Source organism: Nostoc sp. DSM 114159 (genome assembly GCF_053470285.1).
In genome coordinates this window covers 5,754,191-5,773,447 of record NZ_JBPFEH010000001.1, presented here as the reverse complement: position 1 = coordinate 5,773,447, position 19,257 = coordinate 5,754,191, and the positions used below count along the sequence as shown (strand labels likewise).

Genomic DNA, 19,257 nt, shown 5'->3' with positions numbered 1-19,257 from the left:
CTAAATCGCGATCTTTATAAAGATAATGGAGGAGACGGGCTAATTATACATCTGAGTTATCTTTAGTTCTAATTACTTCAAAGCACTTATGCTGATTTATACTTCGCTCTAGCTTGGATAGCATAATAATTTATACTCTAATTGTCAAAGTCTGTTTACTATAAATTCTTCTAAGTTATATTGCAACTTATAGCAAGTTAGTAGTTGATGACCGCGATTATGAATTATTGAATTACTAAAACTGGTAAAGTGTAGCAAATTCAATATTATTTAACAATATTATTTTCAGTAGTGCGGAGTCTGAGTGCTGAGTTATGAGTTATGAGTGCTGAGTTATAAGTTATGAGTGTTGAGTGTTGAGTAAAAATCCTAGTTCCTAGAACATTTTCATGCAAGGCATTTGAAACTCGTTTCACTGAGACTGTCTTAAATGAATACTTATTGTTCAGCACTCATTTGAGATAACAATGACAATCTGGCTTATCTATTAGTGACTCCACCAAAGCATTTAGGGCAGTTGCAGCTAATGCGCCACCTCCCAAAGTCCCTTCAACTGTAATAAAAGGTATCCCTTGTTGCATCAGTTGTCGCTTGGCTGCGGGAGCATGACTAAAGCCAATGGGCATTCCAATTACTAATGCAGGCTGAATTTTTTGGTTAGCAATCGCTTCACAAGTTTCGAGAAGTACTGAGGGAGCATAACCAACTACCAGCACACAACCATTACTTACTTGCAGCAATTTTTCTCGCCATTCTCGATGTTGCCAAAAAGCAACTTCTGCTTCAGTGGCAGTGGTAATATGGGGGTTATCAATCAAGGTTTCAGTGCGGCATCCTAAGTGAAGCAATCGGGTTTGATCTAAAGTAGCAGCAACCGTTTGAGTATCGACAACAATTTGACAACTTGCAGATAAAGCTTTTCGACTAGCTGCGATCGCATCTCGACTCAATTTCACAAAGGACACCAAACTGACATCGCCACAAGCCAAAACCAACTGAGAAATTAAGTGCTGTTCAATTTCCGAACGGTGAGACAGATCGGGTAGTAAGCGTTGTAGCGATTCAGTAAAAGCTTCTGAATGGGTATGAATTTCAGCATCCAAGCCACTCCAGAGATTTTCCAATCCCCCCAATCCAGCCTGAGTTTCAACATCAAGTAACTTCAGTTGCGCCAAAACTTCCGCCTGGATAATTTGACAATGGCGATCGCGTCCCAATAATCCTTCTAATGCTGAAGCTGTTTGTCGCAGTTGGGAGATTTGTTGCATCACCGCGCGATATTGCTGCTGGAGTTGTCCCATTAGGTTAGCCGTTGTATCGGCTTCTGGTTCCACCTCCAAAATATTGCGGATATGGTTTAGCTGAAACCCTTGCTGTTTGAGTGCGACAATCCGTTGCAACCGGAGGACATCTTTTTGGGTGTAGAGACGGTAATTGCTGCGCGATCGCACTGGTTGCGGTAGCAGCCCCAATTGATGGTAATGGCGCACCATTCGCGGAGTTAAACCTCCACCGACTGCATCAGTGAGTTCTTTAATAGTTAAGCAACCAGCATTCATAAATTTACTCTAATAACGGCAAAATTCTTTGTAATTCTCCACAAGCCGCCTGAAGAGACAGCGGCGCATTTTCATCTAAACCTTGGTAACACTGATTGACCAAGTTTTCTACATAAGGCTTGCAATCTCTACTCTACGCCAATTCATAAAGCCAACCCCGTGCAATCAGTTCTGAAATGGGTAATCCAGTATTTTCAGCAACTTCATTACTAATTTTTTTCACTCGTATAGGTGGATTACTTTGACGCTCAAACCAATAACCTAAATGCAATTTTAAACGTAACAGTTAAATCGTCGCATTTACCTTCTTTCCGCTTTTGAAAAACACTCAAAAAACACAGATAAAGATTTACTCTGCGTACCTTTGCGCTTCCCTCAGCGCCCCTTTGCGTTTCAAAATCATTATAAACCTTGACATTAACATTAATGTCAAGGTTTAGCCTAAGAGAGTCCTTGTAAATTCATCTCTCATGCTCTACCCCCAACGTTTGGGCCAATTCACCAAAGAACACACAGATACCATAGCCGCCCTTTTGTGTGGCTTATTGTTATTTCTTGGATGGTTCGCCTTGCATCTCGGTTGGCTAGGATTGGCATTCCTGTTGCTACCCGCTGCTTATATAATTGGCGGTTATGAAAGTGCGCGGGAAGGATTAACTACCCTTTTCAAAGAAAAAGAACTCGATGTAGATTTGCTGATGATTGTCGCCGCCATTGGTGCTGCTAGTCTTGGCTTATGGCGAAGAGAATATCATCTAATTATTGATGGGGCAATTTTGATTCTGATTTTTGCCATCAGTGGCGCATTAGAAGGCTATGCCATGCAGCGAACTGAGCGCAGTATCAGGAGTTTGATGAGTTTGACACCAGATACAGCAAGGGTTTTGCTTCAGGGAAGAGAAGAGGAAATTCCGATCGGTCAGCTAAAAGTGGGTGATGAAATTGTTGTTAAACCTGGAGAGCTAATTCCGACTGATGGGATAATTTTATCTGGTTACAGCACCCTCAATCAAGCTGCAATTACAGGCGAGTCTTTACCTGTAGAAAAAACAGTGGGCGCAGAAGTATTTGCTGGTACACTCAACGGCTATGGTGCATTGCAGATTAAAGTACACAAACCAGCCCAAAGCAGCTTGATTCAGCGGGTGATTCGTTTGGTAGAACAAGCGCAAACACAAGCACCACCTTCCCAAGAGTTTATCGATCGCTTTGAGAAAGGATATGCCAAAGTCATTGTAGTAGCTGGGATATTACTGGCAACTTTACCCCCATTTCTTTGGGGTTGGGATTGGGAAACAACAATTTATCGCGCTCTTACTTTCCTTGTAGTGGCTTCTCCCTGTGCGTTGATGGCCGCAATTATGCCCACCCTGCTTTCAGGAATCGCCAATGGTGCAAGACAAGGGATTTTATTTAAGAATGGGGCACAGTTGGAGAAAATTGGCCAAGTCCGAGCGATCGCATTTGATAAAACTGGTACTCTCACAACAGGACAGTTGCAGATATTTCAAATAGTTTCAGTTAGTGAATACACTCAACATGATGTATTAAAAAATGCTGCTAGTGTAGAATCCTCTTCCGAACATCCCATCGGTAAGGCAATTGTACAGGCGGCTGGTGATTTAGATTGGGTTGCTGCAATCCGAGTACAAGCTATACCGGGACAGGGAATTGTCGGAATTGCTCAAGAACAACAAGTGATTGTGGGTAATGCCGTTTTTGTACAGCAGTATGTGACAAATTTACCTGAAGAATTGCGAGAAATCGTTCAATTTTGGGAGCAAGAAGGTAAAACTGTGGTTTGGGTAGCACAGGAAGGAAGGGGAGCAGGGGCGCAGGGGAGCAGAAGGGCAGAGGTGATAGGTGTAATTGCGATCGCAGATCGGGTAAGAGTCGAAGCAGCCGCAACCATCAGCAGATTAAAGAAACTGGGAGTTGAACAAATTGTCATGTTAACCGGGGATAATGAAGAAACTGCTCGCAGTGTCGCCAAAGCAGTCGGAATCGATCGGGTGTATGCCCAACTTTTACCAGAGGATAAGCTGAATGTTATCCGCCGTTTACAGCAACAATATCAAACTGTGGCAATGGTAGGCGATGGCATTAATGATGCACCAGCTTTAGCGCAAGCATCTGTAGGTATAGCGATGGGAGTATCTGGTAGCGATGTGGCATTAGAAACCGCAGATATCGTACTAATGGCAGACAGGTTAGAAAAAATTGCTGTAGCGATGCATTTGGGTAGGCGATCGCAAGCCATAGTAAAACAAAACATAGTTGTAGCGTTGAGTTTCATTATGTTGCTTTTAGTCGGCAACTTTCTAGGAAATATTAACCTACCCATCGGCGTCATTGGCCATGAAGGTTCCACAGTATTAGTTACCCTCAGTGGACTAAGATTATTGAAATAAGATAGCCCGCAAGATAAGCAACAAAACCCAGTAGAGACGCGATTTATCGCGTCTTAAAAAACCATAAATACCCGAAATCACTAAAATTGATGAATTAGAAACTCTCATCGGGTCAAAAAAACCAAAATTTGAGTATGGAGTGTTATCAATACTCAATTCGTATTAAACATAAATTATTATTTTGACCTCCTAACTCCTAACTTGTAACCCCTAACTCCTAACTCCTAACTCTTGCTCATGCAAACCGATCCAAAACCAGGAACACTTTACGTTGTCGGTACACCAATTGGCAACCTGGAAGATATCACCTTTCGGGCGGTACGAATTTTGCAAACTGTGGATATCATTGCTGCGGAAGACACGCGTCATACGGGGAAACTGCTACAGCATTTTCAAGTTAAAACACCCCAAATGAGTTACCACGAACACAATCGTACCAGCCGTATTCCAGAATTATTAGAGCATTTAGTTAATAATAAAGCGATCGCTCTGGTGAGTGATGCGGGGATGCCAGGTATTTCCGATCCTGGATATGAACTAGTGAAAGCCTCTATTGAAGCGGGAATTCCTGTAGTTCCCATTCCTGGCGCTAGTGCAGCAATTACCGCTTTGAGTGCAGCTGGATTACCAACAGATCGGTTTGTCTTTGAAGGCTTTCTCCCAGCGAAAACCCAACAGAGACAAGAACATTTAGAATCTCTGCAAACAGAATCTCGCACCTTGATTTTCTATGAATCGCCGCACCGTTTGCGAGATACTTTACAAGACTTAGCTCTTATTTGGGGAAGCGATCGCCAAATTGTGCTAGGACGGGAGTTAACTAAATTGTATGAGGAATTTTGGCGAGGGACCATTGCCGAAGCGATCGCTTACTACACTCAACGAGAACCCCAAGGTGAATATACATTAGTAGTAGCGGGAATTCCAGCCAGTCAGCCCCAACTGACAGAAGCAGAACTGAAAGCCGAATTGAAACAGTTAATTAGTCAAGGGATATCGCGATCGCAAGCTAGCCGTCAGTTAGCAAAATTTACTTCCCTTCCCCGTCGCCAACTATATCAACTAGCTCTTTCTATAGTCTCCAGTCCTGAACCTTGAACGGCTGATATCGCTTTTTTGAAAATCAAAAATCTAGATGTGAAATGTCTATATTTCTTTGTTTTTTTTTCCTTTTCTGTCTTTCTCTACGAAATACTACAGACATCTTGAAAAGTAACTTTTGCTTTTTGGTTGGGGTGCATGTTAAAGGTAAGGGAAAATTCCATACCGTTACCCTTTAACCCACTTCTGTAAGAAGTCCTACGCTTACCCATACAGGGAAGCAAGCTACACCTCGTGTCTCATCTAGAATGCGGTTAGCTTCCCGATCTACATCTTGTATGATGTTAAATAGGACTGCTATACAAATAGTTTAATGTACAGAATGTGACGAATTTGTATATTCATCCTCAAAGGTGACTTGGCGAATATTCAAATGATATCTAAAGATTTCTGATATTAGTTCTTTAGATAGATCGAAAATTTTAGAAGCAAACTTTAATATGAAATAGTCAAATGCAAATAAAGCAGATTTTTAGTGAAGGAGAAATTCAATGACTAACATTATTGCTTGGTTGGTTTTGGGTTTAATCGCAGGTGCGTTAGCTAAGTTATTTTATCCTGGAACCCAAGGTGGCGGTATTATCTCTACCATTATATTAGGAATCCTTGGGGCCGTATTCGGTGGTTATTTGGGTCAAGTATTACTAGGAAGTAGTTCGGCAGCAGCTGCATCTGTAGGAGCTTTATCTCTGGGAAGTATTTTATTTGCTGTTATTGGTGCAATGATACTAATTTTCCTTTGGGGTTTACTGACTCGTCGCGCTGTGTAATTACCTCAAATACCTCAAATTGAGGTAACAATCTTGGGAATCACTTCTAACTGCAATAAACCGAGAAAATGACATTAGAGAAAGAGCGAAGAACTATAGGAGTTTTCGCTGGGTATTCCGATGCACAATTGGTACTTCAGGAACTAAAAGCTTCTAATTTTCCAATGGACAAAGTTTCTGTTATTGCACGGAATACAGAAGAAAGTGATATTGCTGGTGTTGAAATCATCGAAAACACTGGCAATACATCCTTAAAAGATGCTGCTGGAGCCGTTGCTAGTGATTCTTTAGGAAATATTGCTGCTTTATCAGTCGATATAGTCCTCTTGGTAATTCCTGGTATAGGCCCAGTCATCTTAGCCGGAGCGGAAGTAACAGCGATCGCTACCACTTTAGCAGGTGGTTTATCTAGTTTGTTCTTAAGTTTAGGAATTTCTGAAAGGCAAGCACAGGGTTATAGCGATCTTGTCTGTAAAGGTTACTATTTGGTAATAGTAACCGGTATAGACATAGAACTTCGTCTTGCCAAGAGGATTTTTAATCGCCGCGATGTTCAACAATGGGGAGTCTTTGAGCCATACTCGACCCCAAATAATCGCTACAAATATGCACTCGGTATTTTTTACCGACATCAAGACGCACAAGCAGCGGTTACTGAATTGAAAACCGCCGACTTCCCCATGAGTCAAATTTCAATAGTTGTTAAAAATACAAGCAATCTGGGTGATATCTCTGGGGTCAATATCAGCAGTTCCCAAGATAAATATACTACTTTAGGAATTTCTGATGAGCTAACTAAATATTACGATCATCATCTGACTCTTGGTCATTACTTATTAGTACTAAAAGGCACTGATATCTATGTGGCAGGTGCAAGAGCCATTTTAGAGAGTAACAAGGTTCAACATTTTAGTATTTATAGTCAATCCGAGCTTGATGCAGCTAGAAGCGATCGCCAAGTGATTAACAACTTCTAGTTAAATGTCAAGTTAATATCAACATATTTTTCAACACGCCATGATTGTGCATATTCCTAACAATACTTTTGTACTATAAATTATCTACTTCTATGGGTATAGGTTGTCTTTTAAAATCTTGACTTTCCTGGGGAATGAATGCTGCTGGCGATCGCTAAGGTTATGGTTGGGTAGATTGATGTACAATGGCATAGATGTTATATCTAACCGCAAAATGCACTATATCTAATGTCTAGATAAATTATGTTTTAATTAATTTAATTTTCCTGATTGGGCTGTTTAATTTTACTATCCAGCCTCTTTGTTAATCTAAAAATTATTTAACCATTATTATATAAACTTTAAAATACCTTTTTTTAGCTAATGTGAAATTTAGAATCTGAGCAAAAAATTTTACTTATCCCCGGCAATATTCAATCAAAAGCATAATCAAGTAGTTGCTTCTTTTAAAAGAAGTTATGCTACTGAATGATTTCTTGTCAAAATCTTAAATAAAAATATAGTATTTAGATATATAATTATTTAAGTACCGTTACATTTGTAAAAAATTAGGATACAAATGATAATAGTTGGCGTGCAAAAAATTAGGTATATCCTAGAGAAACTAAATATCCCCCATTGATTTTGCATAGCCAAAACATAATTAAATAGTCTCAAAAACAGAAATAATTTGAATACCTGCGTGGAGTAATGTTAAACCGTTTGAAGATTGGACCCAAGATTGGAGTAAGTTTTGCCTTGAGTTTGGCAACTCTGACCACCATTGGTTTAATCTCCTACCAAAGCACCAATGAGCTAATTGAAACTTCGCGCAAAGAAAGCCATACTTACGAGGTGTTAAGTCAGCTTGAAGACCTCAACTTGCAACTGACAAATGCTGAGACTGGGCAACGCGGTTACATTATTACTGGAGAACAGCGCTATTTAGAACCTTATGACGCTGCCATTCAAGTACTGAATCAAAAAGTTAGGGAACTTCAAAGGTTAACAGCAGATAATCCCAACCAACAAAATCGGCTTGATATTTTGCAGCCACTACTAACCCAAAGAATGGCTGTGATGAAAGATGTCATAGAGCTACGGCAAAGCCAAGGCTTAGAAGCTTCTCAAAAAGCTGTTCTGACAGACCAGGGTAAGCAACTGATGGATAATATCCAGAAAGTTATCCAGGCGATGAAAAATGAAGAGAATGCACTGCTCAAACAGCGTTCTGAGAAGGCACAAGCAGCCGGTCGGCAAACGCTCGCCAGCATTGTCTATAGTATTCCCTTCTTTTCTTTGCTCTTAGCTTTGATTGGCTTCACCTTGACCAGACATATTTCAGTACCTCTGAAGCAAGTTTCTGATTTGGCAGAAACAATGGCAGATGGGGATTTATCGGTAAGTTTACCAGATAGCGATCGCCAAGATGAAATTGGCGTGTTGACGCGCACCTTTAACCAGATGATCGTTAATCTGCGAAACACCACTCAAAAAAATGAGGAGCAAAACTGGCTCAAATCTAACTTAGCTGAATTTACTCAGATGCTCCAAGGGCAGCGAAATCCCGAAAGCGTGTCTAGTCTGATATTGTCGAATTTAGCACCGCTAGTTGGGGCATCACAGGGCGTTTTTTATGTGATGGACTCCATAAACGACCAGCCTATACTGAAGTTGCTGAGTGGTTATGCTTATAAAGAGCGAAAAAACCTAGCAAATCAGTTTCGTTTGGGTGAGGGATTAGTGGGACAATGCGCCCTAGAAAAACAAAGAATCCTGCTCACAGAAGTTCCCAGTGATTATATCCGCATCACTTCCGGCTTAGGAGAAGCCCCACCATTAAATATTATTGTCTTGCCCATACTATTTGAGGGGCAGGTAAATGCTGTAATTGAACTTGCCTCTTTTGGGCCTTTTAACCAGTTGCACCTAACATTTTTAGAGCAATTGAGTGAAAATCTAGGTGTATTTTTAAATAACATCGCCTCACAATTGCAAACACAGCAACTACTTGAAGAGTCTGTTGCTTTAACAGAAGAACTGCAAAGCCAGCAAGAAGAACTACAGCAAAGCAATCAACGCCTAGAACAACAGGCGCACGAGTTAGAAGAATCACAATTTCTTGTCAAGCAATCTAACGAAGAATTGCAACAACTAAATGAGGAGCTAGAAGAAAAAGCAGAATTGTTAGAAGTTCAAAATCGGGAAGTGGCCCGCAAGAACCAGGAAGTCGAGCGAGCGAGAAAGTCTTTGGAAGAAAAAGCTGCACAACTGGCCTTATCTTCCAAATATAAGTCAGAATTTCTGGCGAATATGTCCCACGAACTGCGGACACCATTAAATAGCTTATTAATTTTAGCAAGGCTACTGGCAGATAACTCGCTTAACAATTTGACCGACAAACAAATAGAGTACAGCCGGACTATTTACTCGGCTGGAACTGACTTGCTGGAATTAATCAATGACATCCTCGATTTGGCCAAAATTGAGTCGGGTACTATGTCGCTCGATATTGAGCAAATTGCTCTTGCAGATTTGGAAACATCTTTAGAGCAGACTTTCCGGCAAGTTGCCCACAATAAAGAACTCAGTTTTACTATTGAACGGGATAAGAAGTTACCCCCGACAATTTATAACGACTCCAAACGTCTGCAACAAGTGCTGAAAAATCTCTTAGCTAACGCCTTTAAATTTACAGAACAGGGAAGCGTAAAGTTACAAATATTCCAAGTAGATAATTCCACGATCGCTTTTGCCGTCAGCGACACGGGCATAGGCATTCCACCCGAAAAGCAGAAGATTATTTTCGAGGCATTTCAGCAAGCAGATGGCACAACTAGCCGCAAGTACGGCGGGACTGGCTTGGGCTTGTCCATTAGCCGTGAATTAGCTCAACTGTTGGGAGGGAGAATTGAACTACTCAGCCAGCCAGGACAGGGAAGCACCTTCACCCTTTACTTGCCCAAACAACAGAAAAAGAATAGTCAAAATATCACCACACCACCCCTTGAGCCAACCACCCCGATGCTCACAGCATCGACCATAAAAGAACTGCCAATGGTGGAAAACAGACCCACTGTAGACATCTCTCCATCAGTGAAAGTACTTCCCAGCTTACCCCACGATATTCCAGATGACCGAGAAATAATTCAACCAGGCGATCGCATTTTGCTAATTATCGAAGATGACGATAAATTCGCCCGCATCTTACTAGATATGGCACGTCAGCAGGGTTTTAAAACTATTGTTGCTTTGCAAAGCAAACAAGGTCTAGCACTAGCAGAACAGTTTAAACCCAATGCAATTATGCTAGATATCCACATGCCAGAGATGGATGGTTGGACGGTGCTGGATCGTCTAAAACATAAACCAGATACCAGACATATACCAGTACACATACTTTCTGTTGATGAAAGACAACAACGGGGATTACAGCTTGGAGCAATTACCTATCTACAAAAACCCGTGTCTCCAGAAGCGCTAACTCAGGTATTGACTGAGATTAAAGGCTTTATTGAGCGTCAGGTAAAAAATCTTTTAATTGTAGAAGATGACCCCGTACAAGCCCAAAGTATTATCGAACTGATTGGTAACGGCGATGTCCAGAGTACAGCAGTGGGTACAGGAGCAGAAGCTCTCTCGATTTTGCGATCGCATCACTTTGATTGTATGGTACTCGATCTTGGTCTGCCCGATATGAGCGGGTTTGCCCTAATTGAGCAGATAAAACTTGAACCCAAGCTTTTGAAACTGCCGATAATTGTTTACACAGGTAAAGAACTCAGCCGACAAGAAGAAACCCAGCTGCGGGGACTAGCAGAAACAATTATTATTAAAAATGTGCGATCGCCAGAGCGGTTGTTAGACGAAACTGCCCTGTTTTTGCATCGGGTGCAAGCAAATTTGCCCACACCAAAGCGGCAAATACTAGAGCAACTACATCAAACTGACCCGGTGCTGGCTAATCGGAAAATTTTGATTGTAGATGATGATCTCAGAAATATTTTTGCCCTGACCAGCTTTTTAGAAAGCTATCAAATGCAAGTGCTATTTGCCGAAAATGGCAGAGATGGCATAGAAAGACTGCAAGCTAATCCTGAGATTAATATAGTATTGATGGATATCATGATGCCGGAAATGGATGGTTACGAAACCACCCGTGCCATCCGCCAACAACAACAGTTTCGCTCACTACCAATCATTGCTTTAACTGCTAAAGCCATGCCAGGTGACAAAGAAAAATGCATCGAAGCTGGAGCCTCTGACTATATCACCAAACCTGTAGATACCGAGCAACTGCTTTCACTACTGAGGGTTTGGCTGTATCGGTAAGCAAGTAGAGAGTAGGGAGTCTCTCGTTCCCATGCAGAGCCAATCCCCGTTACAGCTCTTGTGCAGCGATTAGGGGTTTAGCCCACAAGGGACGTTATATCATTTTGGATTTTAGATACTTCGACTTCGCTCAGTACAAGTTTTGGATTTTAGACTTCGGCTGCGCTCAGTCGAACGGTTTTGGATTGGGAATTGCCTTGATGTGTCTGATTTAGTGTGAATCCATCTATTAGTGTTGGCATAATAATTAAAAGCAAAAACCCACACTGCACCCAATCAAGGAGTCAATGTGGGTAATTTATCCCTATAACGGGAATGTAGTTAGCGGAACATACTACTAACTGAAGTATCTTCATGAATCCGCCAGATAGTTTCTCCCAACAGATTAGCTACTGACAGCACCACTAGTTGTGGAAAACGATTGTTTTCTGGTATGGGAATGGTATTGGTAACAATAACTTCCTCAAACAAGCCACTAGACAACCGCTCCATCGCTGGTGGAGAGAATACTGCATGAGTTGCACAGGCATATACCTGACGCGCTCCTTCTTCACGCAGTAATCGCGCTCCTTCTGCGATCGTTCCCCCAGTGTCGATCATGTCATCCACTAACACTGCCGTTTTGCCTTTAACATCACCGATAACATTTAACACTTCTGCGACATTATGTGCCTGACGACGTTTGTCAATAATCGCCAGTGGAGCATCATCCAGTTTTTTTGCAAATGCCCTAGCTCGTGCTACACCACCAACATCGGGAGAAACAACCACCAGATCGGGGAGTTGTTTGCTGGCTAGATAATCTAGCAATACTGGTGAACCGTAAACATGGTCAAAGGGGATGTCAAAATAGCCTTGAATCTGAGCCGAGTGTAAATCCATTGCGAGAACGCGGTTGGCACCTGCTTCCACGATCAAGTTAGCAACCAGTTTGGCGGTTATTGACTCTCGTCCTGCCGTTTTGCGATCGGCACGAGCATAACCATAGTAGGGAATTACTGCCGTTACCTGTCGCGCAGAAGCTCGACGACAAGCATCAACCATAATCAATAATTCCATCAAATTATCGTTTACAGGTTGACAACATGGCTGGATTAAATAGACATCACAACCCCGAATGGATTCTTGGATTTGAACGTAAAGTTCTCCATCCGCAAATCTTTTGCGAATCATTGGTCCCAAGTCCATGCCCAGATAACGAGCGACTTCTTGAGACAGTTGTAAATTGGCAGAGCCAGAAAACAGCCGCAGGCGATGATTATCGTTCAGTCCTGTTGCAGATGGTTGCACTTTGAAAGTTGCAGAACTGAGCACAGCAGATCCTCTATGTGCATTCATAGTAATATTATCATTAGGGATTTAATAGATTTAACCAAGAAATAGCCTAAAAAAACATCTGTAAGTTTTGTTGAAGCTTCCATACAAAATTTAAACATTTTTGCATAAAATTATTATTCGCTACTTATCTAGTCTTCTTGGCAAACAAGCTATTCATAGCTTAACTGACATCAAGTCCATGCACTAGCTCTATAGTTCAATTTTTTAGTTGAGGTAAATAAGCCTAATTGCTTAAACATTATTGGTGTGCTAAGTTTTTATAATTACCTCATTGATAGCTGACAGTAAAGCATTGACAACTTTAGTGATATTAAAAAGTTTGTTCTCACACAGTATAGCACTTGTCACTAAGTAGTCAAAGAGTAGCTTATTACTCTATAATCTACGCATTGACAAAAGTGACAATTATTGTAAAGCCTAGAAAAAGCTGGCAGTGGACAAAATTTATCCACGCACTAGCAAGTTTTTAGATAAAGATTAAATAAAGATATTTTTTTGATACTTAATATTACTTAATGATAGTAATATTATTTAAATAGGTTATTGTAAATATTTTTACTTAAAAGTTGGTAGTTGAATATAGAAAAATTGTTCAATATCGATATTAGACCTCTTGCAAAAGTAACTTTTGCACTCTTGCGGTCAAAGGGGAAAGGTCAAAGGGGAAAGGTTTTTTTATTCCTTTTCCCTTTCCCCCTTACCCTTTTCCCTACAAATGCCAAGAAGTCTATTGAATTTGTCTGCGAACATTCTGTCAAGTAGAAACTACCAATCACATCTGAACTAGTGAGTGACCGTATTATTGCTGAGGAAAAATTCTACTTGAGGGTATACCTGATTTTTGAGTGGTTGCGATCGCTCTACTTAGGTGCAGCGAGAACTGCCTCTGCCCTGCGATTCATAGGGAACAGGGAATAGGGAATAGGGAAGAAGGAATAAATGTGTACTGAGTTGTTTTCACGCAATCAAATACGAGTCTTATAGCTCAAATAATAATTGACAAAATCAAGATTTGTAGTGCTAAAGAAATCATTATTGAGTGAGATAACACTATTCTTTATAAAGACGCTTGCTACCTATTTTATTGTGCAGAAGCTTGGCTGACACTAGCACAGTTAGCCGATTGCAATTTTTTCTTTTTCTACAGGATTGATTGAAAAAGAGATGAGTGATTTGTATAACTTCGATTCTCAAGTTAATTTTGAATATTTCAAAATTTATCGTTTTCCCAGGCAGAGAAATTGAATTGAGGAGTTATACAGTAGGAAACAACCTTCCTCTGGTAGAGTCTACTTGTTGAGTATAGTAGAATATTGCCGCAGGTAACTGTCCGTCGCCTCTTGGACTTAATCTTTGTGGGTGACTTCCTCCTCAGTTGCTACTACACTCAATCAACCGATCATGCAACCACCGATTACAGTTGGCACTGTCTTGCAAAACCGTTACCGCATAATTCAAATTCTCGGACAAGGAGGATTTGGTAGAACCTATCTGGCAGAAGACCAGAGGCGCTTTAACGAACTTTGCGCGATCAAAGAATTGAATTCAACAGCAAGGTCGGCTTTGGATTGGGAGAGGGCACAAGAGCTTTTTCACCGAGAAGCTGCCATTTTATATCAAATCGAACACCCACAAGTGCCGAAATTTCGGGAAAGATTTGAGCAAGACCAACGCTTATTTTTGGTGGAGGACTACGTTGCAGGTCAGACGTACCGCACTCTGCTGGCTGAACGTCAAGCTGTGGGTAAAACTTTCACAGAGGCTGAAGTATTGCAGCTGATAGAGTTGTTGTTACCCGTTTTAGAGCATATTCACAGTCGAGGAATTATTCACCGGGATATTTCGCCAGAAAACATTATTTTGCGAGATAGTGATGCGAAACCTGTGTTAATTGACTTTGGGGTGGTGAAAGAACTGGCAACGCGTTTACAATCGCCAAATAATCCCCTGCCAAAAACCACCGTAGGAAAATTAGGCTACTCTCCCAGCGAACAAATGCAAACAGGAGGAGCCTATCCTAGTAGTGATTTATATGCATTAGCGGTAAGCGCGATTGTTTTGCTGACTGGTAAAGAACCAAAGGATCTATTCGATCAAAACCAACTAACTTGGAATTGGCAGCGGTGGGTAAAAGTGAACCCGCGATTTGCTATGGTGTTGAATCGAATGTTGAATCATATACCGAGCGATCGCTATCAAAGTGCTACTAGTGTATCTCAAGCACTACAACCTTTACACGAAGTCAGTCCTCCGAATGTAAATGTGTCTAACTTGCAGACAATGGCAGTTAGTCGCCGTCCTGACTTAGTAGCACCAGCAACTTCGCCCAAGAAACCCGCTCCTGTAATTCCACCAAGTCCCACAAACTCAATTTTGGATAATCCATTAGCGATCGCCGCAATTGCCATTGTTGTCACGATCGTAGCAGGATTTGGTTCTTGGGCACTAGTCAGTTCCATCCGCAGTCAGTCAAAAACATCAGACGAGACGCTTCCACAAAATTTCCCTTCACCAGTAATTTCTGGTGGTACTACATTCACACCGACACCGACACTGACACTAACACCGACACCGATACCGACACCCACACCTACTAACGAGCCACCTGTTGTATCTACTAAGCGCCTCAACCTTACAGCATCTAACCCAATCAAGGTTGAAGGTACTCTCAAAGCAAATCAAATCATCCAGTACAGCTTTTTTGGGCGAGAAGGTACTAAATTAAACACGTTTATTGACCCAGAAAGCAACATTCTGCTAACAGTCTTAAGCCCCAATGGACAACCAGTTGATAGTACTGCCCAACAAGTCACATTTTATCAAGGCACATTATTGGTTACTGGTAGATATACTATTGAGTTAACTCTGCTTTCAGGAGTTGCCGAAAGCAATTACAATCTCAATGTTGCATTAGAAAAACCAGTCAAACCAACACCGACAGAGACACTCTTGCCAATTCCCACAGAAACACCTTTGCCAATTCCCACAGAAACACCTTTGCCAATTCCCACAGAAACACCTTTGCCACTTCCCACAGAGACACCTTTGCCACTTCCCACAGAAACACCCTTGCCAATTCCGACCATTACTGAAGCGCCGACTTTGCCGCCGACTGATGGAACACAACCATTTTCTGGCCAAAGAAATTAATGTTAAACACACTACTGATTACTGGAACTGATACGGAAGCTGGTAAAACTGTTTTAACAACAGCGTTAGCAGCTTATTGGCAAAAATATTACCCGCAGCGTCGCTGGGGAATTATGAAACCAATTCAATCGGGGATTGGCGATCGCGAGTGGTATCAAAAGCTATTCGTGCTAGAACAATCTGCTGAAGAAATTACACCTTTATACTTTCAAGCACCTCTGGCTCCGCCCATAGCAGCAGCACGGGAAAATCGCCAAGTAGATTTAGCACTTGTGTGGCAAGCTTTGTCTAAGTTGCGATCGCAGCGTGATTTTGTACTTATAGAAGCCTTGGGAGGTCTAGGTTCGCCAATAACTGAAGAATTAACGGTAGCTGATTTAGCGGGGGAATGGCATTTACCAACGGTATTGGTAGTACCAGTGAGATTGGGTGCGATCGCTCAAGCAGTAGCGAATGTAGCATTAGCTAGACAATCGCGCGTCAATCTCAAAGGCATTGTTTTGAACTGCGTACAAAGACGAACAGATGCAGAAATAGCCGATTGGACACCATCTCAATTGATTCAATCACTCACTAACACGCCAGTTTTAGGCTGCTTACCCTATCTAGATAACCTGACTGATTTAGATAAACTTGCTCAAATAGCATCAGATTTAGATTGGGAAACACTAATACCAATTCAAAATTCAAAATGACGCTCGCAGACTCGCTAACGCTGCGCTAACAAAATTCAAAATTAAGAAAGCCAGATAGAACAGGAGAAATCAATTCAAAATTCAAAACTTGTACTGAGCGTAGCCGAAGTATTCAAAATTCAAACATTTTAGAACTTCTGCCTCCTGCCCCCTGCTCCCTGCCCCCTGCCCCCTGCCCCCTGCCCCCTGCCCCCTGCCCCCTGCCCCCTGCCTCCTGCCTCCTGCCTCCTAAATAGCTTTCATTGACAGACTGACAATGAATGTCGCCCCCTGTCCAATTCCTGAACTTTGGGCTAACACTGTACCACCGTGTAATTCTACCAAGTGACGGACGATCGCTAACCCTAATCCTAGTCCGCCATGCGATCGCGTGCTGGAACTGTCAGCTTGACGAAAGCGTTCAAATACATGGGGTAGGAATTCGGCAGCAATTCCCGCTCCCGTATCACTCACCCGAATTTGCACGTAAGATTCAATGCACTCTAATTGCACATCAACTCTGCCGCCCTTGGGTGTAAACTTGACGGCGTTAGAGAGCAAATTCCACACAACCTGTTGCAAGCGGTTGGCATCGCCCACAACTATCTCCACTTTCGGGTCGAATTTACATTTGATACTAATCTCTTTAGCCTGGGCTGCTGGATACACAGTATCAATTGCCGCCTCTACAAGCGATACAAGTTCAACCCGCTCCCTCCTTAAATGGAGTGTGCCTCTAATAATTCGTGATACATCGAGAACATCTTCAATTAGTTGTGTCAGGGATCTAGTATTACGTTCAATTGTCTCTAGTGCCCGGCCAGTAGTAGCTCGATCGAAGTTGCGAGTTCTAAGTAGCTGTGTCCAGCCGAGTATAGCATTGAGGGGTGTACGGAGTTCGTGGGAGAGTGTGGCGAGAAACTCATCCTTCATTCGGTTTGCAGTTTCGGCATCGGCGCGTGCTGCTTGTTCGCGTTTAAGTAGTTCTTCGCGTTCTTGCTCTGCTTGCTTGCGATCGCTAATATCAATCATGAATCCATGCAGTAGCTGCGGCCCATTTTCATCCCGCACTACATTTACAATGTCATATAGCCAGACAACTCTGCCATCAGCAGCCAACATTCTGTATTCAAATTCGTAATTATTTAGTGATAGAGAAGATTCTTGGCAATACTCAATAGCCCACTTCCGATCTTCTGGATGCATATTTTTTTCCCAGAAATTATCGGTGTACCAGTCTGACAATGGATAGCCTAGAATCTCAACAGTTTGTGGCCCTACGTAAGTAAAATTCCCAGTATTGGCATTTACCTCCCAAGGAATCACGCGGACTTTTTCGGTAAGTGTTTTTAACCGTTTCTCGCTTTGTTTGAGAGCTGCTTCTGCTAACTTGTGAAGTGTAATATCTGTGACCAGGGCAACAAATCCTGCAACTTTCCCCTCTTGACTGAACTGGGGAATGTAAGTGACATTCACGTAACGGTTTGTGCCATCTTTATTGGGTAATTGGGTTTCGTAAGTTACTTGCTCTCCTGAAAGTACTGCTTCTACATAAGGAAGAATAGACTGATAAACCGACTCTCCCAAAATTTCTCTAATATGTTTACCAGAAATTTCGGAAGCAGGAAGCTCATACCAGTCTTCATATTCTTTATTATTAAAGCGATAACGCTGCTCGCTATCAACATAAGAAATCTTGACGGGCACAGCATTAGTAATTAGGCGCAGTTCATCTTCTCGTTGACGGAGTGCTGCTTCCGCTCGTTTGCGTTCTGTGATGTCGCGTTGAGTTCCCCACGCTCTCACTAAAAATCCATTTTCGACAATTCCCACTAGATTATTCAAAAAATATTTGGAATTACCTTGCTTATCTATTTCATGGGACTCGGCATCAATTAGTCGGTAGTTAGAACGGATAAAGTTACGCAGGTATGCAATATTATGTGGATCGGAGGCAACAAGAAAGTCTCCTAATCTGACACCGATGATTTCTTCGGCACGAGAACAGCCATACATCTGTGCCATAACATTGTTGCATTCTGCCAAGTAAACATATTGGTAAAAATGTTGAATTTGTTCATCTTCTGGACAATCTATTGAAATTGGTACTTCCAGTTCGATGCACCAAATACCTTCTGAACTCTGCTCCAAAAAAGTGCGGTAGCGTTCTTCGCTTTTGGAAAGGGCAAGTTCTGCTTGTTTGCGTTTGCTTATATCAATCACAAAAGAAATAATATCATTTTGGTTATTTTCTAACAAAGCAGAATCTAACAGAATAGGAACGCGGCTCTTATCTTTGCGGATATATTCGTTCTCAAAAGGCTGACACACGCCTTTAGTTGTGAGTTCTGCGATTGCACTGTTGTTAGTTTCAATATATTCTGGTGGGATCATGTCGTGCCATCTGACTCGTCCTGCTAGCAAATCCTCCTGAGAATAACCTACCATTCGTAAAAAAGCATCATTAGCTTCTGCGTAGGTGTAGCCCGCACTTCGACAAAGCTCAGTGACCGCCGTAGGCATCGCCCCGTCCATATTGGCTACAATTACCCCAATAATGTTGGACTCTACCAACCTTTTAAATCTGGCTTCGCTCACCTGTAGTTTCTGCAAACTCGTTTGAAGATGTTGTTTGGCAGTGCGTAATTCTAGGTTCAGCAAGTTAATAATTGTTGTTACCAGCACAAACAAGCCTAAGCGCAGTATGTTGTCTAGACTTGCAACCAAGAGCGAAAACACTGGTTCTAAGAAAAAGTAGCTGACGGCTAAAGTAGACAAAGCAGTAGCCAGTAACCCTGCTTCCATACCGCCATACCTGGCACTAACCGCTACGGCAGCAAAAAATAGCAGAAAAATACTTGGTTTGAGTAGTGGCTGTAGCAATAGTGTTAATAGCAATACGCTACCAACAGCCAATAGTGCCACAACATAAGGCGCTAGAAGAGAACGTGTTCCTCTCAATGTGG

The 19,257-nt window shown here is 41.9% G+C and carries 11 protein-coding genes; 7 read left to right on the top strand and 4 right to left on the bottom strand.

Annotated features, from left to right (window positions below):
* Positions 1–452: 452 nt before the first annotated feature.
* Together ACR5KR_RS24155 and ACR5KR_RS24150 are read right to left on the bottom strand one after the other, a co-directional pair.
* Positions 453–1,559 carry a precorrin-8X methylmutase gene (locus tag ACR5KR_RS24155; RefSeq protein WP_448268282.1) on the bottom strand — a complete coding sequence of 369 codons (1,107 nt, stop codon included), beginning with the start codon at positions 1,557–1,559 and terminating at the stop codon, positions 453–455.
* Positions 1,560–1,692: 133 nt separating this feature from the next.
* Positions 1,693–1,830 carry a hypothetical protein gene (locus ACR5KR_RS24150; protein WP_448268281.1) on the bottom strand — a complete coding sequence of 46 codons (138 nt, stop codon included), beginning with the start codon at positions 1,828–1,830 and terminating at the stop codon, positions 1,693–1,695.
* A gap of 199 nt (positions 1,831–2,029) precedes the next feature.
* On the opposite strand from ACR5KR_RS24150, the gene ACR5KR_RS24145 reads away from it, so the two are divergent.
* The 5 genes from ACR5KR_RS24145 (at position 2,030) to ACR5KR_RS24125 (ending at position 11,129) form a co-directional block, all read left to right on the top strand.
* On the top strand, positions 2,030–3,970 hold the full coding sequence (locus ACR5KR_RS24145; RefSeq protein WP_448268280.1) for a heavy metal translocating P-type ATPase: 1,941 nt from the start codon (positions 2,030–2,032) through the stop codon (positions 3,968–3,970).
* Positions 3,971–4,207: 237 nt separating this feature from the next.
* A complete protein-coding gene (gene rsmI / locus ACR5KR_RS24140) occupies positions 4,208–5,068 on the top strand; it encodes a 16S rRNA (cytidine(1402)-2'-O)-methyltransferase (protein WP_448268279.1) in 861 nt (286 codons plus the stop codon).
* Between the two features lie 494 nt (positions 5,069–5,562).
* Entirely contained in the window at positions 5,563–5,841 is a 279-nt protein-coding gene (locus ACR5KR_RS24135) for a GlsB/YeaQ/YmgE family stress response membrane protein (protein WP_289796500.1), read from the top strand.
* A gap of 68 nt (positions 5,842–5,909) precedes the next feature.
* Complete coding sequence (locus ACR5KR_RS24130) at positions 5,910–6,818, top strand: hypothetical protein (RefSeq protein WP_448268278.1); 909 nt, start codon at positions 5,910–5,912, stop codon at positions 6,816–6,818.
* 690 nt (positions 6,819–7,508) lie between these two features.
* Positions 7,509–11,129 (top strand): response regulator, encoded by a 3,621-nt coding sequence (locus tag ACR5KR_RS24125; RefSeq protein ID WP_448268277.1) that lies wholly within the window; start codon positions 7,509–7,511, stop codon positions 11,127–11,129.
* A 321-nt stretch (positions 11,130–11,450) separates the two neighbouring features.
* On the opposite strand, the gene ACR5KR_RS24120 is transcribed toward ACR5KR_RS24125, so the two are convergent.
* Entirely contained in the window at positions 11,451–12,467 is a 1,017-nt protein-coding gene (locus tag ACR5KR_RS24120) for a ribose-phosphate pyrophosphokinase (RefSeq protein ID WP_445630140.1), read from the bottom strand.
* 1,401 nt (positions 12,468–13,868) lie between these two features.
* Here ACR5KR_RS24120 and ACR5KR_RS24115 point away from each other — a divergent pair.
* Together ACR5KR_RS24115 and bioD are read left to right on the top strand one after the other, a co-directional pair.
* Entirely contained in the window at positions 13,869–15,617 is a 1,749-nt protein-coding gene (locus ACR5KR_RS24115) for a protein kinase domain-containing protein (RefSeq protein ID WP_448268276.1), read from the top strand.
* Complete coding sequence (gene bioD / locus ACR5KR_RS24110; RefSeq protein WP_448268275.1) at positions 15,617–16,312, top strand: dethiobiotin synthase; 696 nt, start codon at positions 15,617–15,619, stop codon at positions 16,310–16,312. Before ACR5KR_RS24115 ends, bioD begins: the two co-directional genes overlap by 1 nt.
* A 228-nt stretch (positions 16,313–16,540) precedes the next feature.
* Here the strand turns inward: bioD and ACR5KR_RS24105 are convergent, their stop codons facing one another.
* A complete protein-coding gene (locus ACR5KR_RS24105; RefSeq protein WP_448270309.1) occupies positions 16,541–19,252 on the bottom strand; it encodes a PAS domain-containing sensor histidine kinase in 2,712 nt (903 codons plus the stop codon).
* Positions 19,253–19,257 lie beyond the last annotated feature (5 nt).

Coding starts and splice junctions, on each gene's coding strand:
- ACR5KR_RS24155 (WP_448268282.1), bottom strand. CDS start 1,559: ATGAATGCTGGTTGCTTAACTATTAAAGAACTCACTGATGCAGTCGGT.
- ACR5KR_RS24145 (WP_448268280.1), top strand. CDS start 2,030: ATGCTCTACCCCCAACGTTTGGGCCAATTCACCAAAGAACACACAGAT.
- rsmI (WP_448268279.1), top strand. CDS start 4,208: ATGCAAACCGATCCAAAACCAGGAACACTTTACGTTGTCGGTACACCA.
- ACR5KR_RS24135 (WP_289796500.1), top strand. CDS start 5,563: ATGACTAACATTATTGCTTGGTTGGTTTTGGGTTTAATCGCAGGTGCG.
- ACR5KR_RS24130 (WP_448268278.1), top strand. CDS start 5,910: ATGACATTAGAGAAAGAGCGAAGAACTATAGGAGTTTTCGCTGGGTAT.
- ACR5KR_RS24125 (WP_448268277.1), top strand. CDS start 7,509: ATGTTAAACCGTTTGAAGATTGGACCCAAGATTGGAGTAAGTTTTGCC.
- ACR5KR_RS24120 (WP_445630140.1), bottom strand. CDS start 12,467: ATGAATGCACATAGAGGATCTGCTGTGCTCAGTTCTGCAACTTTCAAA.
- ACR5KR_RS24115 (WP_448268276.1), top strand. CDS start 13,869: ATGCAACCACCGATTACAGTTGGCACTGTCTTGCAAAACCGTTACCGC.
- bioD (WP_448268275.1), top strand. CDS start 15,617: ATGTTAAACACACTACTGATTACTGGAACTGATACGGAAGCTGGTAAA.